Origin of the sequence: Pseudomonas sp. Marseille-Q1929, from assembly GCF_017316265.1 — a bacterium.
Classification (GTDB): Bacteria; Pseudomonadota; Gammaproteobacteria; order Pseudomonadales; family Pseudomonadaceae; genus Aquipseudomonas.
The window spans coordinates 1-24,669 of sequence record NZ_JAFLWU010000038.1 but is presented as its reverse complement, the minus strand read 5'-3'; the positions used below and the strand labels follow the sequence as shown (position 1 = coordinate 24,669).

The window sequence follows — 24,669 nt, the reverse complement described above, 5'->3', positions numbered from 1 at the left end:
CTCCCAAGTTCGTAAATAAAGGCTCAGGCCAGTGCTGCACGAGCGGCAGCGAAGGCATCCGGGGTATTGAGGTTGGCAGTCGACACACCGTCGGCGCAGCGCTTATTCAGGCCGGCCAGGACTTTGCCCGGGCCGCACTCGACCAGCTCGGTGGCGCCATTGGCAGCCAGGGTCTGGACCGATTCAACCCAGCGCACCGGTTTGTAGAGCTGCTCCAGCAGGTCGCGCTTGAGGGTGTCGAGATCAGCGGCAACGGCCGCGCTGACGTTCTGCACCAGCGGGATCTGCGGCGCCTGCCAGTTGATGGCGGCAATGGACTCGGCAAAACGCTCGGCGGCCGGGCGCATCAGCTCGCAGTGCGACGGCACGCTTACCGGCAACGGCAGGGCGCGCTTGGCGCCACGGGCCTTGCAGCCTTCGATGGCACGCTCGACAGCGGCCTTGGCACCGGCGATCACGACCTGGCCAGGCGAATTGAAGTTCACCGCGCTGACCACTTCGCCCTGGGCCGCTTCGGCGCAGGCTTCGATCACCACGGCGTCGTCCAGACCCAGGATAGCGGCCATGCCGCCCTGCCCGGCCGGAACGGCTTCTTGCATCAATTGGCCACGGCGCTCGACCAGCTTGACCGCTTCCGCGAGTGTCAGGCTGCCCGCCGCCACCAGGGCGCTGTATTCGCCCAGGCTGTGACCGGCAACAAATGCCGGGCGCGCGCCGCCCTCTGCCAGCCACAAGCGCCACAGGGCGATCGAAGCGGTCAGGATGGCCGGCTGGGTTTTATCGGTTTGATTGAGTTGCTCTTCCGGCCCTTGCTGGGTCAGTGCCCACAGGTCGTAACCCAGGGCGTCGGAAGCTTCCTTGAAGGTATCCAGGATCAGCGGGTATTGCGCGCCCAGCTCGGCCAACATGCCGAGGGACTGCGAACCCTGCCCTGGAAAGACGAATGCGAGGGATGTAGACATGTAACAAGCCCCTAATGATCTGGTCGTCAAAAATGAACGCGCCTACGGTGGGAGCGCACGAAACTGACAAATTGGATGGTCAATTGAACTGGCCGGTCACATTTAAGCATTTTCGGGCCGATTCGCCTAAGGCAACAGGTCCCCGAGACGGCCGTGCAAGCGTTGCGGCAGGTTTTCCTGGATCTCGATCACGGCCCGCGCAATGGCACTTTGAAAGCCTTCCACCCCCGCCGAGCCATGGCTTTTCACCACAATGCCCTGCAAGCCAAGAAAGCTCGCACCGTTATGCCGTGCCGGCGCGAGGTCGGCCTGCAAGCGGCGCATCAATGGCAGCGCCAAAGCACCCACCAGGCGTGAAGCGATGTTCTGCTTGAACAGCGCTTCAATGCGCGTGGCGATCATCGTCGCCAAGCCTTCACTGGATTTAAGCAGGATATTGCCGACAAAGCCGTCACACACCACCACATCCGCTTCGCCACGGTACAAACCGTCCCCCTCGACAAAGCCGATGTAATTCAAGCCGCGCGCGCCCTGCAACAAGGTAGCGGCGAGCTTGACCTGCTGGTTGCCCTTGATGTCTTCGGTGCCGATATTCAGCAGGGCCACCCGCGGCCGGGCCACGCCCAGCGCTTCGGCGGCCACCGAGCCCATCACCGCGAACTGGAACAGATGCTCGGCACTGCAATCGACGTTTGCGCCCAGGTCCAGCAGTTGGCAATAGCCTTTCTGCGTCGGAATCGCCGCGACCATCGCCGGCCGATCAATGCCCGGCAAGGTCTTGAGCACATAACGCGACAACGCCATCAGCGCGCCGGTGTTGCCGGCACTGACACAGGCTTGCACCTTGCCATCGCGCAACAGCTCCAGGGCCACCCGCATTGAAGAGTCAGGCTTGCCACGCAGGGCAGCCGCCGGCTTTTCATCCATGGTGATGGTTTCGCTGGCTGGCGTAATCGTCAGGCGCGCGCGATCCACCGCCGGATGGCTGGCAATCAGGTCTTCAAGTAAGGAGGGTTGACCGACGAGGGTCAGGTGCAGCGAGGGCGTTGCAGACAGGCTGGCAATGCAGGCCTGAACAATGCTGCGGGGACCGAAGTCCCCGCCCATTGCGTCTATCGCGATGACTAGAGCAGACAAGTGATTACTCGTCAGCGCCCTTGTCGATCACTTTACGACCACGGTATACGCCTTCTGGCGATACGTGGTGACGCAGGTGAATTTCACCGGTGGTTTTTTCTACAGACAGAGTGCTCGCCGTCAGGGCGTCGTGCGAACGACGCATGTCACGGGCAGAGCGGGATTTTTTGTTCTGCTGAACAGCCATAATTGATTAACTCCTAAACGTTTGGGTCACGCTTTAACTGCGCCAATACACTGAACGGGTTGGACCGCGTTACCTCGTCCTCGCTCGGTTCGGGCTCGTCATCGAGCCCCTCCGGCTGCTGGCATTCTTCCGGATGATGAGCAGGCACAATGGGCAAGGCGAGCAAGAGCTCCTCCTCGATCAGTGCATGCAGATCCAATGGATCTTCGCCCAGTTCCAGCACGTCATAACCTTTCGGTAACGACTGGGTATTCGCACCCTCCTTCACCACAGCGTAACTGCATTCGCTGTGAATCGGCAGGGTGACCAGCTCAAGACAACGCTGGCAAACCATTTTGACCTCGGTGTCGATAAAGCTGTGAATTACCACAGATTTACGTTCATCTCGTTCAAAAACGAATTTCGCCTGCACCGTACCGACAGTGTCGGAAAGCGGGTCGCAGAGTCTCTCCAAATCGGCCAGCAGCAATTCACCTTGAAGGGAAGTGCCACGATCTGCCAATTTGCGCGGGTCAACGTGAGGTGGAATCGGGTCATTCAACATAGGCGCAGCATTATAGGGATGCACCCAGCCATGTCAAAGGAAATTCAGCCCTGTCCGTCACCTGGACTCCTCGCTAGAATCCGCGACTGCCTTGAGGAGACGCCCATGCTGCCTTTATTACTCGCTTCCAGCTCGGTTTATCGCCGGGAATTGCTCGGCCGCCTGCACTTGCCGTTCATCTGCAGCTCGCCGGATATCGACGAAAGCCATCGCGCCAATGAGTCCGCCGTCGAACTGGTCAAACGCCTCGCCGAAGAAAAGGCCCGCGCCCTTGCCGCCACTCACCCGGGGCACTTGATTATTGGCTCAGACCAGGTGGCAGCGCTCGACGGACGCATCATCGGCAAACCCCACACCTTCGAGAACGCCCGCGAACAGCTGCTGGCCGCCAGCGGCAAGCACGTGAGCTTCCTGACCGGCCTGGCACTGCTCAACAGCGAGACGGGGCACTGCCAGGTGGACTGTGTGCCGTTTACGGTGCAGATGCGCATACTGGATGCCGAGCGAATCGAGCGTTACCTGCGGATCGAGCAGCCGTATGACTGTGCGGGCAGCTTCAAGGCTGAAGGGTTGGGGGTGAGTCTGTTCCAGAGCACCGAAGGGCCAGATGCGACCAGCCTGATCGGGCTGCCACTGATTCGCCTGGTGGATATGCTGCTGGCCGAAGGTGTGCAAATACCTTAAACACACCGCAAAACAAATGTGGGAGCGGGCTTGCCCGCGATGAGGGCGGACCAGCCAAAATTGATATTGACTGACCCACCGCTATCGCGGGCAAGCCCGCTCCCACATTTTGGATCTAAACCTGCCTTGAGGTATCAGCGCAGGGTCGGGCCTTGGAAGCCCATATACAACGCCAACTTCTCCGCCACGCTGGCACCCAGCTTCTTGGAGAACCGGTCAAACGGCGATTCCTGCACAGTGAAGTCCACCAGCTCTTTCTCGCCGATGACATCGCGCGCCACCGAGCTGGCACTGCCCAAGCCATCGATCAAGCCCAGCGGCAACGCTTGCTCGCCCGACCAGACCAACCCGGAAAACAGCTCTGGATGATCCTTATCCTTCAGGCGATCGCCGCGCCCTTGCTTCACGCTGGCAATGAACTGGCGATGGGTGGTGTCGAGCACGCCCTGCCAGAACTGGGTTTCATCCGCCTTCTGCGGCTGGAACGGATCAAGGAACGATTTGTGCTCACCCGAGTTGTAGGTGCGACGCTCCACCCCCAGCTTCTCCATGGTACCGACAAAGCCGTAACCGGCCGCCGTCACACCAATGGAACCCACCAGGCTGGCCTTGTCGGCATAGATCTGGTCGGCGGCACTGGCGATGTAATAGGCGCCGGAGGCACCCAGGTCGGAAATCACCGCGTATAGCTTGGTATCCGGGTGCAGGGCACGCAGGCGACGAATCTCGTCATACACATAACCCGACTGCACCGGGCTGCCGCCAGGGCTGTTGATGCGCAAGATCACGCCCTTGACCTTGGGGTCTTCAAACGCGGTGCGCAGGCTGCCGACAATATTGTCGGCACTGGCGGACTCCTTGTCGGCAATCACCCCGCGCACTTCGATCAAGGCGGTGTAATGGCTGCCACGGGTGGCGCTTTTCTCCATGTCCACCAGCGGGCTGAATAACACCAGCATGCCGAGCAGGTAAGTGAACGTCAGCAGCTTGAAGAAAATCCCCCAACGCCGCGAACGACGCTGCTCCTGGACGCTGGCCAGGAGGGTCTTCTCCAGCAGCTTCCAGCTCTTGTCGTCACCACTCTGGGCCTTTTCGGGCGCTTTCCACTCATCACTCATGCCATTAACCCCAGCAAAGACTTATTGGGCCCGGCCGAGCCAGGCCTGCAATTCGGAAAAATGATCGATCGTCAGCCGCGGCTCGTATTGCTGCAAGGCCTCGGCGGCCTGGGCACCATAGCTGACCGCGACACTGTCCATGCCCGCATTGCGCGCCATCATCAGGTCGAAGGAGGCATCACCCACCATCAGCGCCTGGCGCGGCGATACGCCGCAATGGGCCAGGATCTGCTCCAGCATCAGCGGGTGCGGCTTGCTGGCGGTTTCATCGGCGGCGCGGGTGATGTCGAAATAATCTTCAAAACCATGGGCCTTGAGCACGCGATCCAGGCCCCGACGGGCCTTGCCGGTGGCGACCGCCAGGTGATAGCCCTGGGCACGAAACGCGTCGAGAGACTGCACCACACCGTCAAACAGCGGCGAAGGCGTAGCCTCTAGGGCAATGTAGTGATCAGCGTAGTGATCACGATAGGTCACCAGCTCAGCATCACTGATTTCGGGATACAGGGTACGAATCGCCTCAGGCAAACCCAGTCCGATGATACCCTTGACCGCAAAATCGCTGCACAGCGCGTAACCCGAACGGGTCGACGCGGCGTGCATCGACTCGACGATCCGGCCAATCGAATCGGCCAGGGTGCCGTCCCAATCAAAAATCAGCAGCTTGTAGTCAAGGTGCGACACTCAAACGCTCCACGGTCTTGGCCCACATCTCATCGACCGGGGCCTGCAACTTCAATTCGCCGCCATCGGGCAGCGGTACGGTGAGCATGTAGGCGTGCAGGAACAGGCGCTTGCCGCCCAGGTCGCGGATCTCCTTGGAGAAGTCCTCGTCGCCATACTTGGTGTCGCCGGCAATGCAATGCCCGGCATGCAGCGTGTGCACACGGATCTGGTGAGTACGACCGGTCACCGGCTTGGCCTCGACCATCGTGGCGAAGTCACCGAAGCGGCGCAGCACCTTGAACAGGGTCAGGGCTTCTTTGCCTTCCTCGTCCACTTCGACCATGCGTTCGCCGGAGCGCAGGTTGCTCTTCTGCAACGGCGCACGCACGCTTTTGATCGAACTGGCCCAGTTGCCACGCACCAGCGCCATGTAGCGCTTGTCCACGCCATCGCCACGCAGGGCGGTGTGCAGGTGGCGCAACATGCTGCGTTTCTTGGCGATCATCAGCAGGCCGGAGGTGTCACGGTCCAGGCGATGGACCAGCTCCAGCTCCTTGGCATCCGGGCGCAACTGACGGAAGGCTTCGATCACGCCGAACGTCAGGCCGCTGCCACCGTGCACGGCAATGCCGCAGGGCTTGTTGATCACGATCAGCTTGTTGTCTTCGAAGACAATCGAGGCTTCCAGGCGCTGCAACAAGCCCTGGGCCAATGGCACAGGCTCGTCACGCTCGGGCACGCGCACCGGCGGCACACGGACGATATCGCCCGCCTGCAACTTGTACTCGGGCTTGATCCGGCCCTTGTTCACCCGCACTTCACCTTTACGCAAGATGCGGTAAATCAAGGTCTTGGGCACGCCTTTGAGCCTGGCCAGGAGAAAATTGTCGATGCGTTGGCCGGCATATTCCGGCGAGACCTCAAGCAGCTGGACGCTGGGGGTCTGGGGGGCGGTAGTCGTCATGCCGGCGATGATAACAATTTTTTATGGAATTGAAGCACTTAATCATTGCTGCTATAGTCGCGAACGCCGCCAAAAGCGGCCTGGCCAGAGGACATGCGGCACACAGCCGGCCCTGACCATCGCAATTCATCAGGACGCGAGGCCGTCCTACGGGGCTTTCGCCACCTTGGAAAGCTCAGGATTGTAACGAGCGCAGGTGACATGAGGCCTGAAGCGAGTGCAGAAAGCAGAGTGAATACTCGCGTTTTGCGCCGATATTTACGGCCAGTTCACAAAGTGCAGTCAGTCTTGAGCCAGACCATGGCGAATGCTTCGGAAACAACGCCTGTTAAGAGCTGAGTGGGAGCGCAATCGCCCACACCCAGTCTTGTTTAGCCATGAGCGTGTTCTCCCCATTGGAAAACACGGTAAATGCCAACCCGCTGCGGATTCTGCGCGCGGCAGCACCCGAATTATCAGGGATACGTGTAGGGTGGAGATGCACAACCGTCGGACCGTGTAGCACTAGGCTTATATTTAGACGCTTCATCTCGTCCACAGTCGCCGGTTGATTCCTCCTCCTGACCTTAGCTTTTGTTGAAGTGGTGCCTTTGTCACCACCGCTAACAAGCAGGACGCGTCCGTCGCGATACCGGCCCAATTGGCCTGTATTTGCTGGACACTGGAGTGGCCAACCACTCTTGACGCACCTGACACCGACCGTGAGAAGTCGTGTGTGCCGAACGCCGTTTCCGGCAGCCCGGAAACCGACGGTACAACATGAAAAGAATGCTGATTAACGCAACTCAACCCGAAGAGTTGCGTGTTGCACTGGTAGATGGCCAACGCCTCTACGACCTGGACATCGAATCCGGTGCACGCGAGCAAAAGAAGGCCAACATCTATAAAGGCCGTATTACTCGCATCGAACCAAGCCTTGAGGCTGCCTTTGTCGATTTCGGCTCCGAGCGCCACGGCTTCCTGCCCCTCAAAGAAATCTCCCGCGAATACTTCAAGAAAGCCCCCGAAGGCCGCGTGAACATCAAGGACGTCCTGAGCGAAGGCCAGGAAGTCATTGTCCAGGTCGAAAAAGAAGAACGTGGCAACAAGGGCGCCGCCCTGACCACCTTCATCAGCCTGGCTGGCCGTTACCTGGTCCTGATGCCGAACAACCCACGTGCCGGCGGTATTTCCCGTCGCATCGAAGGCGAAGAGCGCAACGAACTGCGTGAAGCGCTGAACGGCCTGATCGCACCGGCCGACATGGGCCTGATCGTGCGCACTGCCGGCCTGGGCCGCAGCAGCGAAGAAATGCAGTGGGACCTCGACTACCTGCTGCAACTGTGGACCGCCATCAAAGAAGCGTCCCTGGATCGTTCCGCGCCGTTCCTGATCTACCAGGAAAGCAACGTGATCATCCGCGCCATCCGCGATTACCTGCGCCAGGACATCGGCGAAGTGCTGATCGACAGCGTTGAAGCCCAGGACGAAGCCCTGACCTTCATCCGCCAGGTGATGCCGCAGTACGCCAGCAAGATCAAGCTGTACGAAGACAGCGTGCCGCTGTTCAACCGTTTCCAGATCGAAAGCCAGATCGAGACCGCCTTCCAGCGCGTCGTCGAACTGCCTTCCGGCGGCTCCATCGTGATCGACCCGACCGAAGCCCTGGTGTCCATCGACATCAACTCGGCGCGCGCCACGAAAGGTAGCGACATCGAAGAAACCGCCCTGCAGACCAACCTGGAAGCGGCTGAAGAAATCGCCCGCCAGCTGCGCCTGCGTGACATCGGCGGCCTGATCGTGATCGACTTCATCGACATGACCCCGGCCAAGAACCAGCGCGCAGTGGAAGAGAAAGTCCGCGAATGCCTGGAAGCCGACCGTGCCCGCGTACAAGTCGGCCGTATCTCGCGCTTCGGCCTGCTGGAAATGTCCCGTCAGCGCCTGCGTCCATCCCTGGGCGAAAGCAGCGGCATCGTCTGCCCGCGTTGCAACGGCACCGGCATCATCCGTGACGTTGAATCGCTGTCCCTGGCGATCCTGCGCCTGATCGAAGAAGAAGCCCTGAAAGACCGCACCGCCGAAGTCCGCGCGCAAGTGCCGATCCCGGTTGCAGCTTTCCTGCTCAACGAAAAACGCAACTCGATCACCAAGATCGAACTGCGTACCCGTGCCCGTATCGTGATCCTGCCGAACGATCACCTCGAAACGCCGCACTTCGAAGTGCAGCGCCTGCGTGACGACAGCCCGGAAGCCCACAGCGGCCAGTCCAGCTACGAAATCGCCGCTGCCGCTGCCGAAGTGGAAGAAGTCCAGCCAGCCGCCGCGACCCGCACCCTGGTTCGCCAGGAAGCAGCGGTCAAGACTGCCCCGGCCCGCGCCAACGCTCCGGTTCCGACCGAAGTTGCCGCACCGGTTGCCGCGCCGGCCGCGCTGCCTGAGCCAAGCCTGTTCAAAGGCCTGGTGAAGTCGCTGGTCAGTCTGTTCGCCACTAAAGAAGAGCCTGCTGCTCCGGTTGTGGTTGAAAAACCAGCCGCCGAGCGTCCAGCACGCAGCGAAGAACGTCGCAACGGCCGTCAACAGAGCCGTAACCGCAACGGTCGCCGTGACGAAGAACGCAAGCCGCGCGAAGAGCGTGCGCCACGTGAAGAACGCGCACCGCGTGAAGAACGTGCCCCACGCGAAGCCCGTGAAGAAACCCCGGCCGTAGCCCGCGAAGAACGTGCACCGCGTGAAGAACGCGCACCACGTACGCCACGTGCCCCGCGTGAAGATCGCAAGCCACGTGGCGAGCGTGAAGAACGTGTACGTGAACTGCGCGAGCCGCTGGACGCAGCACCTGCTGTTGCCGCTGCAGGCGCCGCCGTTGTCGCTGAAGAGCGCCCGGCTCGCCAGCCACGCGAAGAACGCGCGCCACGTGAAGAACGTGCTCCACGCCCACCGCGTGAAGAGCGCCAGCCGCGTGCCGAACAAGCCGCTGCCAGCGAAGACGAAGAAGTGCTGACCGCTGAAGAGCAGTCGCAGGAAGACGGTCAGGACGGCGCCGAAGGCGATCGCCCACGCCGCCGCTCCCGTGGCCAGCGTCGCCGCAGCAACCGTCGTGAGCGTCAGCGTGATGCCAATGGCAACGTGATCGAAGGCTCGGAAGAAACCGGCGAGAACGCCGAAGCTGCTACCGGTGAAGCCACTGGCAGCGAACTGGCTGCCGGCCTGGCCGTGACCGCCGCCGTTGCCAGCTCGATCATCAGCGCACCTGCTGAAGCCCAGGCCCACGAGCAAGCTGAGCGTGCTACCGCTGCTGTCGAAGAAACCGCTGCAGTTGAAGCGCCAGTCGCCGAGACCCCAGTGGTAGAAGCGCCGGTGGTTGAAGCGCCAATCGTGGAAGCAACCACTCCAATCGAAGCTCCGGTTGTTGCCGAAGTGGAAGTTGCACCGGTACAAGAAACCCTGCCAGAAGTTGAAGTGGTTGCGGTTGAGCCAGCCCCAGTGGTTGAGCCTGAGCCAGTGGTTGAAGCTGCGGTTGTCGAAGCTGCTCCAGAAGTGCGCGAAGTTCGTGAAGAACAGACCGCCTTCCAGTGGACTGCCGAACCTGCCGCTCCGGTTGAAGCGCCAGCGCCTGCCCCTGTGGTAGAAGAAGCGCCGGCTCCGGTGGCCGAAGAAGTCGTGGTTGCAGAACCTGCACCCGTGGCTGAACCTGCACCGGTAGTCGAGCCTGCGCCAGTGGTTGAAGTGGCCGTGGTTGCCGAGGTCGCCGCCGTGGTGATTGAAGCAGCTCCAGCCAGTGCCCTGACCGAAAACGGCCGTGCGCCGAACGACCCACGTGAAGTGCGTCGTCGTCGCAAGGAAGCTGAAGCAGCGGCAGCCGCCGCTGCACAGGAAGCAGAACACGAGACCAAACCTCTCGTCTGATTCCATCAGCGACTAAAAAGCCCCGCCTGAGAGATCAGGCGGGGCTTTTTTATATGTCCTGCAAAACACAGGAGATCCAATGTGGGAGCTGGCTTGCCTGCGATAGCGGTGGTTCAGTCAGCGCATCTTTTACTGATACACCGCTATCGCAGGCAAGCCAGCTCCCACACAAACCGTGTTCCCACATTCAAATCGGTGCGAAGCTCAACGACTGCGGCACGTCTACGTCCCACAGCACGCCAGGATCTTCCACTACAACCTCACGCACCGACGTCTGCGCAAACAACGACCTGGCCCCACGATCCCCCCTCAGCGCCCTCAACCCCGGCCCAAACGCCCGGCCAAACGCCACGGGATGCCCATACTGCCCCGCCTGCACCGGCACACTGATGCCATCGACGGCCAGCCCATTGATCACCCGCTCAATACTCGCCGACTGAATGAACGGCATATCCCCCAGCACCACCAACCAACCATCCGCCGCGCCACTGGCCGCAACGGCCGCAGCCAGGCTGTCACCCATGCCTGCCGACTCCAGCAGGAGCACCTCGCAACCATAGGCCTCTGCCAGCCGAATGACTTCATGCCGCTCCGGCAAGGTCACCACCCAGCGCTGCACAATGCACTCCGGCAGATTCAGCAACACCTGCTCGATCACCGGCCGCGTCACGCCGTCCAATCCCACGCAATCCGCGAGCAACTTATCCTGACCTGCCTCAGCCCGGAACCGGCTCCCCTGCCCCGCCGCCAGCACAATCGCCGTGACCGTCACGCCGCTACGCCATTCTTGATCGCCACAATTTGCGCCAGCAACGACAAGGCAATCTCCGCTGGCGTATGGCTGCCGATATACACGCCGATCGGCCCATGCAAACGCGCAATCGCCTGCGCCGACAACCCCAGCGCTGCCAGGTCTTCCCGGCGTTTCTGGCTGTTGACCCGCGACCCGAGGGCGCCGATATAGAACGCATCGGAGTTGAGCGCCGTGAGCAACGCCATATCATCCAGGCGCGGATCATGGGTCAGGCAGACGATGGCCGTGCGTTCATCGGTCTGGATAGTCAGCACCGCTTCATCAGGCATGCCCGGCACAAAGCGGCCGTGCTGTTCTTCCCAGCCATGGACGAACTCGGTACGCGGGTCGCAGATCAACACCTCGAAATCCAACAGTCGCGCCATCTGCGCCACATAGCGCGACAGCTGGCCGGCGCCGATCAACAGCAGGCGCCAGCGCGGGCCGTAGATGGCGCGCAGGCGTTCGCCGTCGAACGTCAGCGCATCGGCCTTGCTCGCGGCGCTCAGCGTGACTTCGCCGGTAACCAGGTTCAGCTCGCGGGCGACCATCTGATGATCCTCACAGCGCGCCAGCAGCTCTGCCACCCACGCCCACTCCTCCACCCGCTCCTCGGTCAGGCGCAGGGTGCCGCCGCACGGCAGGCCAAAGCGCGCCGCCTCATCGCGGGTGACACCGTAGGTCACCAACTGCACGGGCGGCCCATCATCGGCTAGCCGACCGTCGTACAACCGGGCGATCAAGTCATCCTCGATGCAACCACCCGACACCGAGCCGATCACCACCCCGTCGCCACGCAAGGCCAGCATCGCCCCCGGTGGGCGCGGCGCACTGCCCCACGTCTGCACGACGCTGTACAACATCACGCGCTGCCCGGCACGGCGCCATTCGAGCACGCTGCGCAGGACATTCAGATCCACGCTGTCCATCAGACCTCCAGCAGGCGTTACCCCGCAAAACAGATGCACTCACTGTAAAACAAAAAAACCGCCAGAAACGCAAACGCCCCGAACAGGTCGGGGCGTTTGTGCGTAGCGGTGGGCGTCAGTTCACGCCATCAGCGCCTTACTTGACGGTAGGTGCAGGGCCTTCGGCCACGCCCAGGTCGTCCAGTTCGCGGGTTTCCGAGATACCGGTACCGCCAGACGCCAGCTCGCTTTGCAGCTTGTCGGTGTCCAGTTCCTTGACCCACTTGGCCACGACGATGGTGGCAACGGCGTTACCGACCAGGTTGGTCAGTGCGCGGGCTTCGGACATGAAGCGGTCGATACCCAGGATCAGCGCCAGGCCGGCAACCGGCAGGTGGCCTACAGCCGACAGGGTGGCAGCCAGTACGATGAAGCCCGAACCGGTCACGCCAGCAGCGCCTTTGGAGGACAGCAGCAGCACCAGCAGCAAGGTGATCTGGTGAGTGATGTCCATGTGGGTGTCAGTCGCCTGGGCGATGAACACGGCAGCCATGGTCAGGTAGATCGAAGTACCGTCGAGGTTGAAGGAGTAGCCAGTTGGAATCACCAGGCCTACTACGGATTTCTTCGCGCCCAGACGCTCCATCTTGATCAGCATGCGTGGCAGTGCGGATTCGGAGGAGGAAGTACCCAGTACGATCAACAGCTCTTCACGGATGTAGCGGATCAGCTTGATCACGCTGAAACCGTGAGCGCGGCAGATACCACCCAGCACGACCAGCACGAACAGGATGCAAGTGATGTAGAAGCAGATCATCAGCTGGCCCAACTGCACCAGCGAACCGACGCCGTAGGCACCGATGGTGAACGCCATGGCGCCCAGGGCACCGATTGGCGCGAGCTTCATGATCATGTTGATGATGTTGAACATCACGTGGGCGAAGCGATCGATGAAGTCCAGTACCGGCTTGCCGTAGGCACCCAGGCGGTGCAGGGCGAAACCGAAGATCACCGAGAACATCAGCACTTGCAGGATGTCGCCGTTGGCGAAGGCGCCGACGATGGTGTTCGGGATAACGTTGAGGATAAAGCCGACGATGCTCTGGTCTTTACCGGCGGTCACGTAGGCCGCGACTTTGGACGCATCCAGGGTCGCTACGTCGATGTGCATGCCGGCGCCCGGTTGCACGACGTTCACCACGATCAGGCCGATCAGCAGCGCGACGGTGGAAACGATTTCGAAGTACAGCAGCGCGTAGCCGCCGGTCTTGCCCACCGATTTCATGCTTTGCATGCCAGCGATGCCGCTGACAACGGTGCAGAAGATGATCGGGGCGATGACCATTTTGATCAGTTTGATAAACCCGTCACCCAGCGGCTTGAGGGCCACGCCGGTGTCCGGGTAAAAGTGACCGAGCAAGATGCCGATTACGATGGCAACGATCACCTGGAAATACAGGGATTTGTAGATTGGCTGACGAGTCGTCATTGCAAAGTTCCTCAATCGTCCCGTGTGGCAAAGATCCGCCATTGCCCACGACACTTCAATTGCGAACCCTCCTGCACTGGAGGGATTTGTTGTTTGCGAAGCCTGTAGGTCCAGGCCTGCGCTGTAATCCTTATCGCAAACGCCGTGCCACTTTCCTGAAAACGCCTGAAGGCCTTTAGACATCGGGGCTGCGGGTTTTCAGGCGCCTTCCAGAGCGCCGAATCAGGTGGCGGATTTCCGCCCGCCCATCCAATCCCGTCCTACAATTTGGCGGATATCCGCCTTGTCGCCCCATCCGCCGATGGCTAAGATCCGCCACTCCATGGACGAGGCCTTCGCATGCGTGAACGTACCATCGCCAGTCACTACGCCCGGGCCGCGCTCGGCGGTGCACGCCGGGCGGGTTACGACTATTCGGGGCTGTTGCAGCAGGTGGGGATTACCCCGGAACTGCTGAGCGAACCGCGCGCGCGCATTGCCCCAGAGCAATTCACCCAACTGCTGCAAATGCTCTGGCTGGGGCTGGATGACGAATACCTGGGCTTCGCCGAGGGCCCAAGCAAACGCGGCACCTTTGCGATGATGTGCCACGCGCTGATCCACTGCCGCACCCTGGAGAAGGCGCTGGAGCGCGGCTTATTGTTTTATAGCCTATTCCCACAGGGCCCGCGTTGGCAGCTGACGCGCGACGGCGACATGGCCCGCTTGAGCCTGGACGACTCACAGCTATGGGACCCGGATCACTTCCTCAGTGAATGCCTGCTGGTGATCTGGCATCGCCTCGGCAGTTGGCTGATCGGCCAGCGCATCCGCCTGCACCAGGCCACGTTCAGCTACCCGATGCCAGCCCATGCCAGCGAATACGACCTGCTGTTCCCCTGCGCCCTGGTATTCGGCGCACCGAACAGCAGCCTGGTGTTTCCCGCGCGCTACCTGAGCCTGCCGCTGTTGCAGGATGAGCGCACGCTCAAACACTTCCTGGAGCGCTCACCGGCCGACCTGCTGTCGCGACCTGACGAAGGCGACAGCTTGAGCAGCCAGCTGCGCCGCCTGCTGAGCCGCGACCGCACACCCTGGCCGGATCTGGAGGCCGTCGCCCAGCACCTGCACATCAGCCCGCAGACGCTGCGCAGACATTTGCGCGAAGAAGGCACCAGCTTTCAGGCACTCAAGGATGAGCTGCGGCGGGACATCGCCATCTATCATCTGGGACGGGCGGATTTGTCGTTGCAGGAGATTGCCGAGCAGTTGGGGTTTTCGGAGCCGTCGGCGTTTCACAGGGCGTTCAAGAAGTGGACGGGGGTGACGCCGGGGGCTTATCGGGCGCAGGAGAGTTAGAGGGGTGTTGGCTGGGCGGGCCTCATCGCGGGCAAGCCCGCTCCCACATTTTTGATGTGTGAACGCATTCAAGTGTGGGAGCTGGCTTGCCTGCGATAAGGCCAGCACAGGCAATAAAGATCAAACCGCCGGAAAATGAATCTTGAACGCCGCCCCACCCAACGGCGAGTCCCCCAAAGTCAGCCGCGCGCCGTAACTTTCTATGATGTCCTTGACCACCGCCAACCCGATCCCCTGCCCCGGGTGCTGACGGTCCAACCGCTCGCCCCGTTGCAGAATCCGTGCACGCTGGTCCGGCGGTACGCCCGGCCCATCATCTTCGATGCATAACTCGCTGCCTTCGAGGCTTTCCACCAGACGGACGCGCACTTCGCGCAAACACAGGCGATAGGCGTTTTCCAACAGGTTGCCGAGCATTTCCAGCAAGGCGCCCTTCTCGATGGGTACGTAGCACTCGTCCGGCAAATCGAAGGCCACAGTGACCCCCTTGTCGCGGTAGACCTTATCCAAGGTGTCGCACAGGCTTTGCAGCACCGGTTGCAGGCGCACCTGATGACGCACCAGGCCGCTTTTGCGCAGGCTGGCGCGCTGCAATTGATAGCTGATCTGTTGGCTCATGCGCTCGATCTGCGCTTGCAGCACCCAGGCCTGATCGCGGTCTTCGGGGCGCTGGGCCATGTCTTCGCTGACGCCCTGCAACACAGCGAGCGGGGTTTTCAGGCTGTGGGCCAGGTCATCCAGGGAATCGCGATAGCGTGCCCGTTGCTCGCGTTCGCTGGCGAGCAAACGGTTGAGGGAGCCGGTGAGGCGCAGCAATTCACGCGGGTGTTCTTCGGAAAGACTCTCGCGGGTGCCTCCTTCGATCTGGTCCAGCTCCTGGCTCAAGCGCCGCAAGGCTTGCAGGCCCCAGGTCAGGCCCAGCCACAGCAACGTCAGCAGCACCAGCAAGGCCGCGCCGAAACCCAGGTAGAGGTTTTCCCGCAGGCCTTCGAGGGTCAGCTGGTATTCACGCACCGGTTGCAGGGCGACGATACTGAACGCCGCGCTCTTGCCGCCGAGCAGCTTGACCTCGACGTCATAGACGAAGAATTCCTGGCCATTGGCCTCGCGAATCCGCGCAAACTCATTACCACGCCCGTCGTAGCGCGGCTTGTAGTTGATGTTTTCTTCCTTGGTCGCCCGCGAGCGCCACACTAGATGGCCTTCGCGGTCGTAGATATAGCCGAGCAGGCGGCTGTCAGTCAGGTTGAAGCGTTCGTCGGGCAACTGCGCCGGCATCAGCAGGCGGTTGTTTTCCACGCGGGCGGCGGAGATCAGCGTGGTGACGTCCGACGCCAGGCGTTGCTCGATGGAATCCTGCAACGCCAGGCTGAACGCGCCTTGCATGGCCGGCAGCAAGCCCAGCATAAACAGCACGGCCAGGGTGGCGGCCGCCAGCATCAGGCGCACGCGCAGCGAACGAATCAACGGCAGCGCTCATTGAACAGGTAGCCCAGGCCGCGCACGGTGTCGATCGGCTTGAACCCCGCCGGGCCTTCCAATTTGCGGCGCAGGCGGCCAACCAACACTTCGATGACGTTTGGATCACGCTCGTCGTCATCCGGGTAGAGCTGCTCCATCAGGCGGTCCTTGGCGACCACTTGCTGGTGATGACGCATGAGGTATTCGAGGATGCGGTATTCGTAGGCCGTCAGCGCCAGCGGTTGTTCGTCGAGGGACGCCTGCTTGCGGTTGAGGTCGAGCATCAACGGCCCGGCCACGATGGTGGACTGGGTAAACCCGCTGGAGCGGCGCAGCAAGGCGTTCATGCGCGCCTCCAGCTCTTCGAACTGGAAGGGCTTGACCACGTAGTCGTCGGCGCCGGCGGCGAGGCCTTCGACCTTGTCCTGCCAGTTGCCGCGCGCGGTGAGGATCAGGATCGGAAAGGTCTTTGCCTGGGTGCGCAACTGGCGGATCAAGTCCAGGCCGCCCATGCCGGGCAGGCCCAGGTCGATGATCGCCAGGTCATGGTTGAATTGGCCGGTCTGGTACAACGCCTCTTCGGCGTTGGCCACGGCTTCAACCACGTGGCCGCTGTCGGTCAGGCGGGTCAACAGGTGATGACGCAGCAGCGCCTCATCTTCCACCACCAGCAATTTCATAAGGCTCTCCAAAGCAAATCAACTGTCCGACAGAGGGATATCATAGCGGCCCTGCAGGTCTTGCGGGCGCAGTTTAGTGCCATTGTAGTGGCCCGTCAGGTGTTCGTAGCCGGTGCGATACGCCGGCTGTGGCGCGGTAACGCCCAGGGATTGGCCCCACGGCGTCGGCTGGCCGCCCGCGTCTTCGACGCTGACCCGCTGGATCAGCGTGCTGGATTTCTTGCTCTTCTCGCTGCCAAATGCCGGAAAGAATCCGTCGACGGCCTGGGCCCCAGAGGTGGCACTGAGCATGGTTAACGCCAACATCAGCTTTTTCATCGCAGTCATGGTGCTTGCCTCTACGCGTTTGGCGGTTGAGGCCAGATTACGCAGGCGCCCCTGAACTCCCCCTGAACAGCGGGCTATCCTCTGGCCTATCAACTCGGCAGAATACCGCCCATGACTCACCTACCCGCCTGCTGCACCCCACTCGACGCCCATTGGCCGCTGCCCGCCCCCTTGCCCGGCACGGTGCTGCTCAGCACCCGGTTCGACCCGGCTTTATTGGCCGAAGGCGACTTCCAGCGCAGCGCCGTGCCGCCACCGCCAAGCATCCAGCGCTCAGTAGCCAAGCGCCAGGCCGAATTCCTTGCCGGTCGCCTGTGCGCTCGCGCGGCGTTGCAACAACTGGATCAGCTCGATTGCATCCCCGCCATCGGGGATGACCGGGCACCGGTGTGGCCTGGGCATATCAGCGGCTCCATCACCCACAGCACCGGGCATGCGGCGGCGATTGTCGGGCATAAGGCGCAATGGCGCGGGCTGGGCATGGACCTGGAAAATGTGCTGCCGCTGGAGCGGGCGGAGCGCCTGGCGGGGGAAATACTCACAGGCGACGAACTCAAGCGCATGGCCGATGGGTCGCGTGAACAGCACGCGCTGCTGGTGACGCTGACGTTTTCGGCCAAGGAGAGTTTGTTCAAGGCGCTTTATCCGATTGTGCAGAAGCGCTTTTATTTTGAGCATGCCGAGGTGGTGGAGTGGAATGAGTCAGGGGCTGTGCGGTTGCGGTTGCTGACGGATCTGTCCAGTGAGTGGTGTTATGGCAAGGAGTTGGTGGGGCAGTTTGTGGTGGCGGATGGGCAGTTGTTGAGCCTGGTGGCTGTCAGCGCCTGATAGATCGCTATCGCAGGCAAGCCAGCTCCCACAGTTTGATTTGTGAATACATTCAAATGTGGGAGCTGGCTTGCCTGCGATGACGGCCTCAGGGTTTCTCCTGATCCCTGGGCCAACTCAGGCTGAAACAAGCCCCACCCAAATTGTTGCTCTTGCCAATCAACGCCCGCCCGCCATGCCAATAGATGATCCGCCGCACAATCGACAACCCCAGCCCATGTCCACCGGAAGCACGGGTGCGGCTGTCATCCAACCTCAAGAACGGCGTAAAGATCCGCTCCCAGGCGCTTTCCGGCACGCCCGGGCCGTCGTCCTCCACATCGATGCGGCAACGCACCTGCCCCACCTGGTAACTGATCATCACCTGACCCTGGGCATGGCGCATGGCGTTGCTCACCAGGTTTTGCAGGGCGCGGTGCAAGTAGCGCGGTTCGGCGTCGACCCAGGCGTCGTCCCAATGCGCCGAGGACAGGCAAATGCCCCGGCTGACCGAGACCTGCGGGCGCAGTGGCGATAATTCGCCGATCACCTGGTCGAGCAACGCACTGAGGTCCACGCGCTGGAAATTCAGCTCCGGCGCGCCCTGCTCCAGGCGGGCATAGGTGAGCATTTCGTCCACCAGGCCATCGAGGTCCTGGATGTCGCTGTCCATGCCCTCCAGGTATTTGTGCCGGGCTTCTGGCGTGGTGGCATCGCCGACCATCTCCAGGCCGAAACGCAGGCGCGCCACCGGCGTGCGCAATTCGTGGGACACGGCACGCACCAGCTCGCGCTGGATCGCCAGCAATTGCTGCAAGTGCTCGGCCATGCCATTAAAGGCCGCAGCCAGGCGCCCCACCGAGTCGGCACCACGGGCGGGCACGCGCACTTCCAGGTTGCCTTTGGCGATCCGTGTAGCGGCAGCCTCCAGGCCTTTGAGGCGCCGCTCCAGCTGGCGCACCAATAGATAGACGATCAAGCCGATCAGGGTCAGGCCGATCAACGCGATCAGGATCAGCCATTGCGGCGGGTAAGGGTTCATTTGATACAGCGGGCCGATTTCCAACACCCACGGCGTGCCGACCATGCCGGCGAACACGCGGATCGAGTCGCCGCCCTTGCCCAAGGCCATCACCGTGTCGCCTTCCGCGACGCGACGGCGCTGGTCGTCATCCATATCGGCCTGGTCGAGGACCAACAAGTGCATCTCAAAGCCAAAGCCCTTGGCTTCCTTGATGTCGGCCAGGCGTTGCGGCTGTTCGGCGACGGGGTAGCGCACCAGTTCATCGGCCAGCAGGTAAATGGTCGCGCGGGCCAACTGCTCGCTGATCTGCTGCACTTCACCGGTCAACACCAACGACTCTTGCTCACTGACCAGGCGCAGCACCCGCGCCGCATGGGGGCCGGTCTGCTGCACCAGCACCTGGCCGCGTTGCAGGCGATTGCGCTGGCTCAAGTCCAACTGCGCGTCGCTGAGGCTGCGCAGTTCCAGGGGAATGCCGAGCAAGCGCTCCCACACTGCCAGGGCGCGCTGGCGCTCGATGGGACTCATCGGCTTGAGGTTGTCGCCCATCAGCGCAAAGGTGCCGTGGGCCAGGCGCTCGCGGTACTGGCCGCTGCGCACTTCATTGAGCAGGTGCAGGGCCAGCACGCCCAGCAGCGCCACGAGGATCAGGGCCGCGCACATGCCGCCGTAGATACGCAGGAAGATCGAATTCACAGCGGCATATCGGCAGCGGCTTCGGGGACGAACAGATAGCCTTTGCTGCGGATGGTCTTGATCAGGCGCGGATGGATCGGGTCGTCGCCTATTTTTGGGCGGATGCGAGAAATACGCACGTCAATGGAGCGGTCCTGGCCGTCGTAGCCGATACCGCGCAGGGCGATGAAGATCTCTTCGCGGGACAGGATGCGCCCGGCATTTGCCACCAGCAGCCATAAAAGGTCGAACTCGGCACTGGTCAGCTCGATGCCGCCGTCATGCAACCAGGCTTCGCGCAAGGCGTTGTCCACCACCAGCGGGCCGAATTGCAGGCGGCGCAGGTTTTCGACAATGGCCGGCTCGGCTGGCTCGCTGCGCCGCAGCAGGGCCTGGATGCGCGCCAACAAGAGGCGTGGACGCACGGGTTTGCACACGTAGTCGTCGGCACCCATGTCCAGGCCAAGCACCTGGTCCATGTCGTCGGTGCGCGCGGTGAGCATCAGGATCACGCCGTCATAGCGCTCGCGCACCTTGCGGCAGATGCTCAGGCCGTCTTCGCCGGGCAGCATGAGGTCGAGGATCACTAGATCCGGTTGTTCGCCGATGATCCGCGCCGCGGCCAGGGCGCCGTTGCCTTCCACCGAGACGCGCAGGCCGTTGCTTTCCAGGTAATCACGGGTCAACTCGGCCAATCGTTCGTCGTCCTCGACGATCAGTATTTGCCAGGCTTCTTGCTCCACGGGTGGTCCTCGTTGTTATTAGAAAGTTGTCGGGATAGCACAGCTTATTTGTAATCTTTTGAGGGCATAACAGAGGCCGATTGTAGCCATGCTCACGGCCTGTAGCACAAGGCGGGAAATCCATTCGGCGATCGGGATATTTTGTGATAGGGTTCGCGCCCTTCGAAAATGGCCCAGCTGTTTTGAGCCGGAAATATTTCATGACAAACGGCGTAACGCAGCAGTAATGCGGCCTACACGCAGGTTGGACCTTTCATACACATTTTACCCACAGCGTTATCCACAGGTTACTGCGTTGCCAACCCTTCCGAAACGCATTATCTTGTACCTCGGCGACACGACAGACCCTATATGTGGGGTTTTTGACCGAATCGCCCAACCACACAAGTGGTTCGAAATTCAAGGGTTTTATTGCTGACGCAGTAGGGAACCAACCGATTTTTCAGTAGACCAAACCGCTCACGCGGATGGCAGCTGTTTCCCATTCCCCGATATGGAAAACGGTACGGGTGTTGCAGGAAGAGCCTGGCACTCGCAATCAAATATAGAACGTGGAGACAACCCCCCATGCAAACCGACACAACTCGCGAGAACCCGCAAGGCTCCGTGACGCAGGCCGCTGATTCGAACCTGGATCTGTCCGCCACCGCACCTGGCCAATTGCGCGTGATCAAGCGTAACGGCACTGTCGTTCCTTACACCGATGACAAAATCACCGTCGCCATCACCAAAGCGTTTCTTGCAGTTGAAGGCGGCACCGCTGCCGCCTCGTCGCGCATCCACGACACCGTTGCCCGCCTGACCGAACAAGTCACCGCGACCTTCAAGCGTCGCATGCCATCGGGCGGCACCATCCACATCGAAGAAATCCAGGACCAGGTTGAACTGGCCCTGATGCGTGCCGGCGAGCAGAAAGTGGCCCGCGACTACGTGATCTACCGTGACGCCCGCTCCAAAGAGCGCGCCGTGCGCACCCCGGCTGAAGAAGCGGCCGTGCAAGCTCACCCGTCGATCCGCATCACCCTGGCCGACGGGACGTTTGCACCGCTGGACCTGGGCCGCCTGAACACCATCATCACCGAGGCCTGCGAAGGCCTGGAAGAAGTCGATGGTGACCTGATCCAGCGCGAAACCCTGAAGAACCTGTACGACGGCGTGGCCCTGACCGACGTCAACACCGCCCTGGTGATGACCGCCCGTACCCTGGTTGAACGTGAGCCGAACTACTCGTTCGTGACCGCGCGCCTGCTGATGGACACCCTGCGTGCCGAAGGCCTGGGCTTCCTCGGTGTTGCCGACAGCGCCACCCACCACGAGATGGCCGACCTGTACGCCAAGGCCTTGCCTGCGTACATCGCCAAGGGTATCGAATTCGAATTGCTGAACCCGATCCTGGCCACCTTCGACCTGGAAAAACTCGGCAAGGCAATCAACCACGAGCGCGACCAGCAGTTCACGTACCTGGGCCTGCAAACCCTGTACGACCGTTACTTCATCCACAAGGACGGTATCCGCTTCGAACTGCCGCAAGTGTTCTTCATGCGCGTGGCCATGGGCCTGGCGATTGAAGAGAAGCACAAAGAAGACCGCGCCATCGAGTTCTACAACCTGCTGTCGTCCTTCGACTACATGTCGTCGACCCCGACGCTGTTCAACGCCGGCACCTTGCGTCCACAGCTGTCCAGCTGCTACCTGACCACCGTGCCGGATGACCTGTCGGGCATCTACCACGCGATCCACGACAACGCCATGTTGTCCAAATTCGCTGGCGGCCTGGGCAACGACTGGACGCCAGTGCGCGCACTGGGTTCTTACATCAAGGGCACCAACGGCAAGTCCCAGGGCGTCGTACCGTTCCTGAAAGTCGTGAATGACACTGCCGTAGCGGTCAACCAGGGCGGCAAGCGCAAAGGCGCAGTGTGTGCCTACCTGGAAACCTGGCACATGGACATTGAAGAGTTCATCGAGCTGCGCAAGAACACCGGTGATGATCGTCGTCGTACCCACGACATGAACACCGCCAACTGGATCCCTGACCTGTTCATGAAGCGCGTCTTCGACGACGGCCAGTGGACCCTGTTCTCGCCTTCCGAAGTGCCGGACCTGCACGACCTGACCGGCAAGGCCTTCGAAGAGCGCTACGAGTACTACGAAGCGCTGTCCCAGTACCCGGGCAAGATCAAGCTGTTCAAGACCATCCAGGCCAAAGACCTGTGGCGCAAAATGCTGTCCATGCTGTTTGAAACCGGCCACCCATGGCTGACCTTCAAAGACCCGTGCAACCTGCGCAGCCCGCAGCAGCACGTGGGCGTGGTCCACAGCTCGAACCTGTGCACCGAGATCACCTTGAACACCAACAAGGACGAGATCGCCGTTTGCAACCTGGGCTCGATCAACCTGCCGAACCACATCGTCAACGGCAAGCTGGACACCGCCAAGCTGGAACGCACCGTCAACACCGCAGTACGCATGCTCGATAACGTAATCGACATCAACTACTACTCGGTGCCACAGGCGCAGAACTCCAACTTCAAGCACCGTCCGGTCGGCCTGGGCATCATGGGCTTCCAGGACGCGCTGTACCTGCAGCACATTCCTTACGGTTCGGATGCTGCGGTCGAGTTCGCCGACAAGTCCATGGAAGCGGTCAGCTACTACGCGATCCAGGCTTCCTGCGACTTGGCCGACGAGCGCGGCGCCTACGAGACGTTCCAGGGTTCGCTGTGGTCCAAGGGCATCCTGCCGCTGGATTCGCAACAGATCCTGATCGAAGCCCGTGGCCAGAAGTACATCGACGTTGACCTGAACGAAACCCTGGACTGGGCGCCGGTACGTGCCCGTGTGCAGAAAGGTATTCGTAACTCCAACATCATGGCCATCGCACCGACCGCGACCATCGCCAACATCACCGGCGTATCGCAGTCGATCGAACCGACCTATCAGAACCTGTATGTGAAATCGAACCTGTCGGGCGAATTCACCGTGATCAACCCGTACCTGGTTCGCGACCTCAAGGCTCGCGGCCTGTGGGACTCGGTCATGATCAACGACCTGAAGTACTACGACGGTTCCGTGCAGCAGATCGAGCGCATCCCGCAAGAACTCAAAGAGCTCTACGCGACTGCCTTCGAAGTGGACACCAAGTGGATCGTTGACGCCGCCAGCCGTCGTCAGAAGTGGATCGACCAGGCCCAGTCCCTGAACCTGTACATCGCCGGTGCATCGGGCAAGAAGCTGGACGTGACCTACCGCATGGCTTGGTACCGTGGCCTGAAAACCACTTACTACCTCCGTGCCCTGGCTGCGACCAGCACCGAGAAATCGACCATCAACACCGGCAAGCTGAACGCTGTTTCCAGCGGTAACCACGGTGATGATTCGGTTCTCGCTGCCCCTGCCGGCCCGGCGCCAGTGCCAAAAGCCTGCGCGATCGACGAGCCGGATTGCGAAGCTTGCCAATAAGCTGAGCGGTTTGTTGAAAGCCCGTCACCCTTTGGGGTGACGGGCTTTTTCGTTTTATACGCTGCTGGCACTTTATATAAACGCGTAGGCCTGTCCCCAATCCTCCCTCTGAGGCCGACCACCTCGCCCGCCCCATAGCTCTATTTGTCCTCCAATGACTGCCATTGAATGGCCACCGTAGTTCACCACGCCCAACGCCCCGCTTCCAAGCTCGCCACTCGAAGACTGCCGATACAGGCCTTTGAGGCCCAAACGATCCAGCCCCTCACTCCCGTGCTCACCGTCGTTCAAGCTCACCAATGCGTCCATGTAGCTTCGCTTGGCATTATGGTCGTTACCATGGCCAAACCCATTGTTACCCTCCATATGAGCCCGCTTCGCACTGGCGGCGTACAGGAAGTTGGCATCGGTCATCATGGCCGGGTCATCGCCCATGAAGCGCGCCTGCTGTGCTGCCTGCTGCAATTCGCCCTTGCTCAAATGGAGCTTGAACCCATCCCTCATTTCCACGTCATAACCGTCGCCTGACGCTTTTACGCTCTTGAAAATATCGGTTGGTTTCTGGCCGAACTTCATCATTGCGGCCTTGATTGCTGAAACAGTAACGCAGTTCCCATCTGGCCCCTGCTTGAAACCAGACCAAATATTGCCAGCCTCTCTGCCCATACCGGGCTTTTTGCCGGGGTTGCTCTTATCTGGCTTGTAATCCGTGTAACGAGCCCCCTCAGTAAATGGCTTGTTACTCATTGACTCCACGGTGCCAAAGTCAGCCGGGTTAACTCGACTGCCACCGCCCCCACCGCCACCTCCAC

Annotated in this window: 21 protein-coding genes; 5 read left to right on the top strand and 16 right to left on the bottom strand. The window is 61.2% G+C overall.

All coding sequences use genetic code 11. The features are described 5' to 3' along the window. Positions 1-23: 23 nt before the first annotated feature. The 4 genes from fabD to J1G37_RS26300 form a co-directional block, all read right to left on the bottom strand. Positions 24-962, bottom strand: coding sequence for an ACP S-malonyltransferase (gene fabD, locus J1G37_RS26315; protein WP_122514644.1), 939 nt, complete (start codon positions 960-962; stop codon positions 24-26). A 126-nt stretch (positions 963-1,088) separates the two neighbouring features. Continuing rightward, a complete protein-coding gene (gene plsX / locus J1G37_RS26310) occupies positions 1,089-2,099 on the bottom strand; it encodes a phosphate acyltransferase PlsX (RefSeq protein WP_207046443.1) in 1,011 nt (336 codons plus the stop codon). Positions 2,100-2,103: 4 nt separating this feature from the next. Beyond that, a complete protein-coding gene (gene rpmF, locus J1G37_RS26305) occupies positions 2,104-2,286 on the bottom strand; it encodes a 50S ribosomal protein L32 (RefSeq protein WP_008152339.1) in 183 nt (60 codons plus the stop codon). Between the two features lie 13 nt (positions 2,287-2,299). Continuing rightward, positions 2,300-2,830, bottom strand: a complete 531-nt coding sequence (locus tag J1G37_RS26300) for a YceD family protein (RefSeq protein WP_017737760.1) — start codon at positions 2,828-2,830, stop codon at positions 2,300-2,302. Positions 2,831-2,935: 105 nt separating this feature from the next. Between J1G37_RS26300 and J1G37_RS26295 the strand changes: the two genes are divergently transcribed. Next, entirely contained in the window at positions 2,936-3,514 is a 579-nt protein-coding gene (locus J1G37_RS26295) for a nucleoside triphosphate pyrophosphatase (RefSeq protein ID WP_207046441.1), read from the top strand. A 134-nt stretch (positions 3,515-3,648) separates the two neighbouring features. On the opposite strand, the gene J1G37_RS26290 is transcribed toward J1G37_RS26295, so the two are convergent. From J1G37_RS26290 to rluC, 3 genes are read right to left on the bottom strand one after another with little or no spacing between them, the layout of a single operon-like run. After that, entirely contained in the window at positions 3,649-4,632 is a 984-nt protein-coding gene (locus J1G37_RS26290) for a S49 family peptidase (RefSeq protein WP_207046439.1), read from the bottom strand. Positions 4,633-4,653: 21 nt separating this feature from the next. Then, entirely contained in the window at positions 4,654-5,316 is a 663-nt protein-coding gene (locus J1G37_RS26285) for an HAD-IA family hydrolase (protein WP_207046437.1), read from the bottom strand. Continuing rightward, on the bottom strand, positions 5,303-6,262 hold the full coding sequence (gene rluC, locus J1G37_RS26280; protein WP_071483181.1) for a 23S rRNA pseudouridine(955/2504/2580) synthase RluC: 960 nt from the start codon (positions 6,260-6,262) through the stop codon (positions 5,303-5,305). The genes J1G37_RS26285 and rluC overlap by 14 nt, the downstream gene beginning before the upstream one ends. Positions 6,263-7,021: 759 nt before the next feature. Between rluC and rne the strand changes: the two genes are divergently transcribed. After that, positions 7,022-10,150: a ribonuclease E gene (rne, locus tag J1G37_RS26275; protein WP_207046435.1), complete on the top strand. Its 3,129-nt coding sequence runs from the start codon at positions 7,022-7,024 to the stop codon at positions 10,148-10,150. A gap of 187 nt (positions 10,151-10,337) precedes the next feature. Here the strand turns inward: rne and J1G37_RS26270 are convergent, their stop codons facing one another. The 3 genes from J1G37_RS26270 to J1G37_RS26260 form a co-directional block, all read right to left on the bottom strand. After that, entirely contained in the window at positions 10,338-10,922 is a 585-nt protein-coding gene (locus J1G37_RS26270; RefSeq protein WP_207046433.1) for a nucleotidyltransferase family protein, read from the bottom strand. Continuing rightward, positions 10,919-11,872, bottom strand: a complete 954-nt coding sequence (locus J1G37_RS26265; protein WP_207046431.1) for an XdhC family protein — start codon at positions 11,870-11,872, stop codon at positions 10,919-10,921. The genes J1G37_RS26270 and J1G37_RS26265 overlap by 4 nt, the downstream gene beginning before the upstream one ends. Before the next feature lie 136 nt (positions 11,873-12,008). Beyond that, positions 12,009-13,340, bottom strand: a complete 1,332-nt coding sequence (locus tag J1G37_RS26260; protein ID WP_017738180.1) for a dicarboxylate/amino acid:cation symporter — start codon at positions 13,338-13,340, stop codon at positions 12,009-12,011. 339 nt (positions 13,341-13,679) lie between these two features. Between J1G37_RS26260 and J1G37_RS26255 the strand changes: the two genes are divergently transcribed. Further along, positions 13,680-14,678 carry an AraC family transcriptional regulator gene (locus tag J1G37_RS26255; RefSeq protein WP_207046429.1) on the top strand — a complete coding sequence of 333 codons (999 nt, stop codon included), beginning with the start codon at positions 13,680-13,682 and terminating at the stop codon, positions 14,676-14,678. 120 nt (positions 14,679-14,798) lie between these two features. On the opposite strand, the gene J1G37_RS26250 is transcribed toward J1G37_RS26255, so the two are convergent. The 3 genes from J1G37_RS26250 to J1G37_RS26240 are packed head-to-tail and all read right to left on the bottom strand — an operon-like array spanning position 14,799 to position 17,146. Continuing rightward, positions 14,799-16,145 carry an ATP-binding protein gene (locus J1G37_RS26250; protein ID WP_207046427.1) on the bottom strand — a complete coding sequence of 449 codons (1,347 nt, stop codon included), beginning with the start codon at positions 16,143-16,145 and terminating at the stop codon, positions 14,799-14,801. After that, positions 16,142-16,819, bottom strand: coding sequence for a response regulator transcription factor (locus J1G37_RS26245; protein ID WP_207046425.1), 678 nt, complete (start codon positions 16,817-16,819; stop codon positions 16,142-16,144). The genes J1G37_RS26250 and J1G37_RS26245 overlap by 4 nt, the downstream gene beginning before the upstream one ends. 18 nt (positions 16,820-16,837) lie before the next feature. Then, positions 16,838-17,146, bottom strand: coding sequence for a hypothetical protein (locus tag J1G37_RS26240; RefSeq protein WP_207046423.1), 309 nt, complete (start codon positions 17,144-17,146; stop codon positions 16,838-16,840). A 111-nt stretch (positions 17,147-17,257) separates the two neighbouring features. Here J1G37_RS26240 and J1G37_RS26235 point away from each other — a divergent pair, with 111 nt between their 5' ends. Next, a complete protein-coding gene (locus tag J1G37_RS26235; RefSeq protein WP_207046421.1) occupies positions 17,258-17,974 on the top strand; it encodes a 4'-phosphopantetheinyl transferase superfamily protein in 717 nt (238 codons plus the stop codon). An 88-nt stretch (positions 17,975-18,062) separates the two neighbouring features. Here J1G37_RS26235 and J1G37_RS26230 read toward each other — a convergent pair whose 3' ends face one another. Together J1G37_RS26230 and J1G37_RS26225 are read right to left on the bottom strand one after the other, a co-directional pair. Beyond that, a complete protein-coding gene (locus tag J1G37_RS26230; protein WP_207046419.1) occupies positions 18,063-19,673 on the bottom strand; it encodes an ATP-binding protein in 1,611 nt (536 codons plus the stop codon). Next, a complete protein-coding gene (locus J1G37_RS26225) occupies positions 19,670-20,395 on the bottom strand; it encodes a response regulator (RefSeq protein WP_207046417.1) in 726 nt (241 codons plus the stop codon). The genes J1G37_RS26230 and J1G37_RS26225 overlap by 4 nt, the downstream gene beginning before the upstream one ends. A 567-nt stretch (positions 20,396-20,962) precedes the next feature. On the opposite strand from J1G37_RS26225, the gene J1G37_RS26220 reads away from it, so the two are divergent. Then, a complete protein-coding gene (locus tag J1G37_RS26220; protein WP_124528211.1) occupies positions 20,963-23,857 on the top strand; it encodes a ribonucleoside-diphosphate reductase subunit alpha in 2,895 nt (964 codons plus the stop codon). 72 nt (positions 23,858-23,929) lie between these two features. Here the strand turns inward: J1G37_RS26220 and J1G37_RS26215 are convergent. Further along, on the bottom strand, positions 23,930-24,669 hold a 740-nt coding region (locus tag J1G37_RS26215; RefSeq protein WP_207046414.1), incomplete at its 5' end, for a hypothetical protein.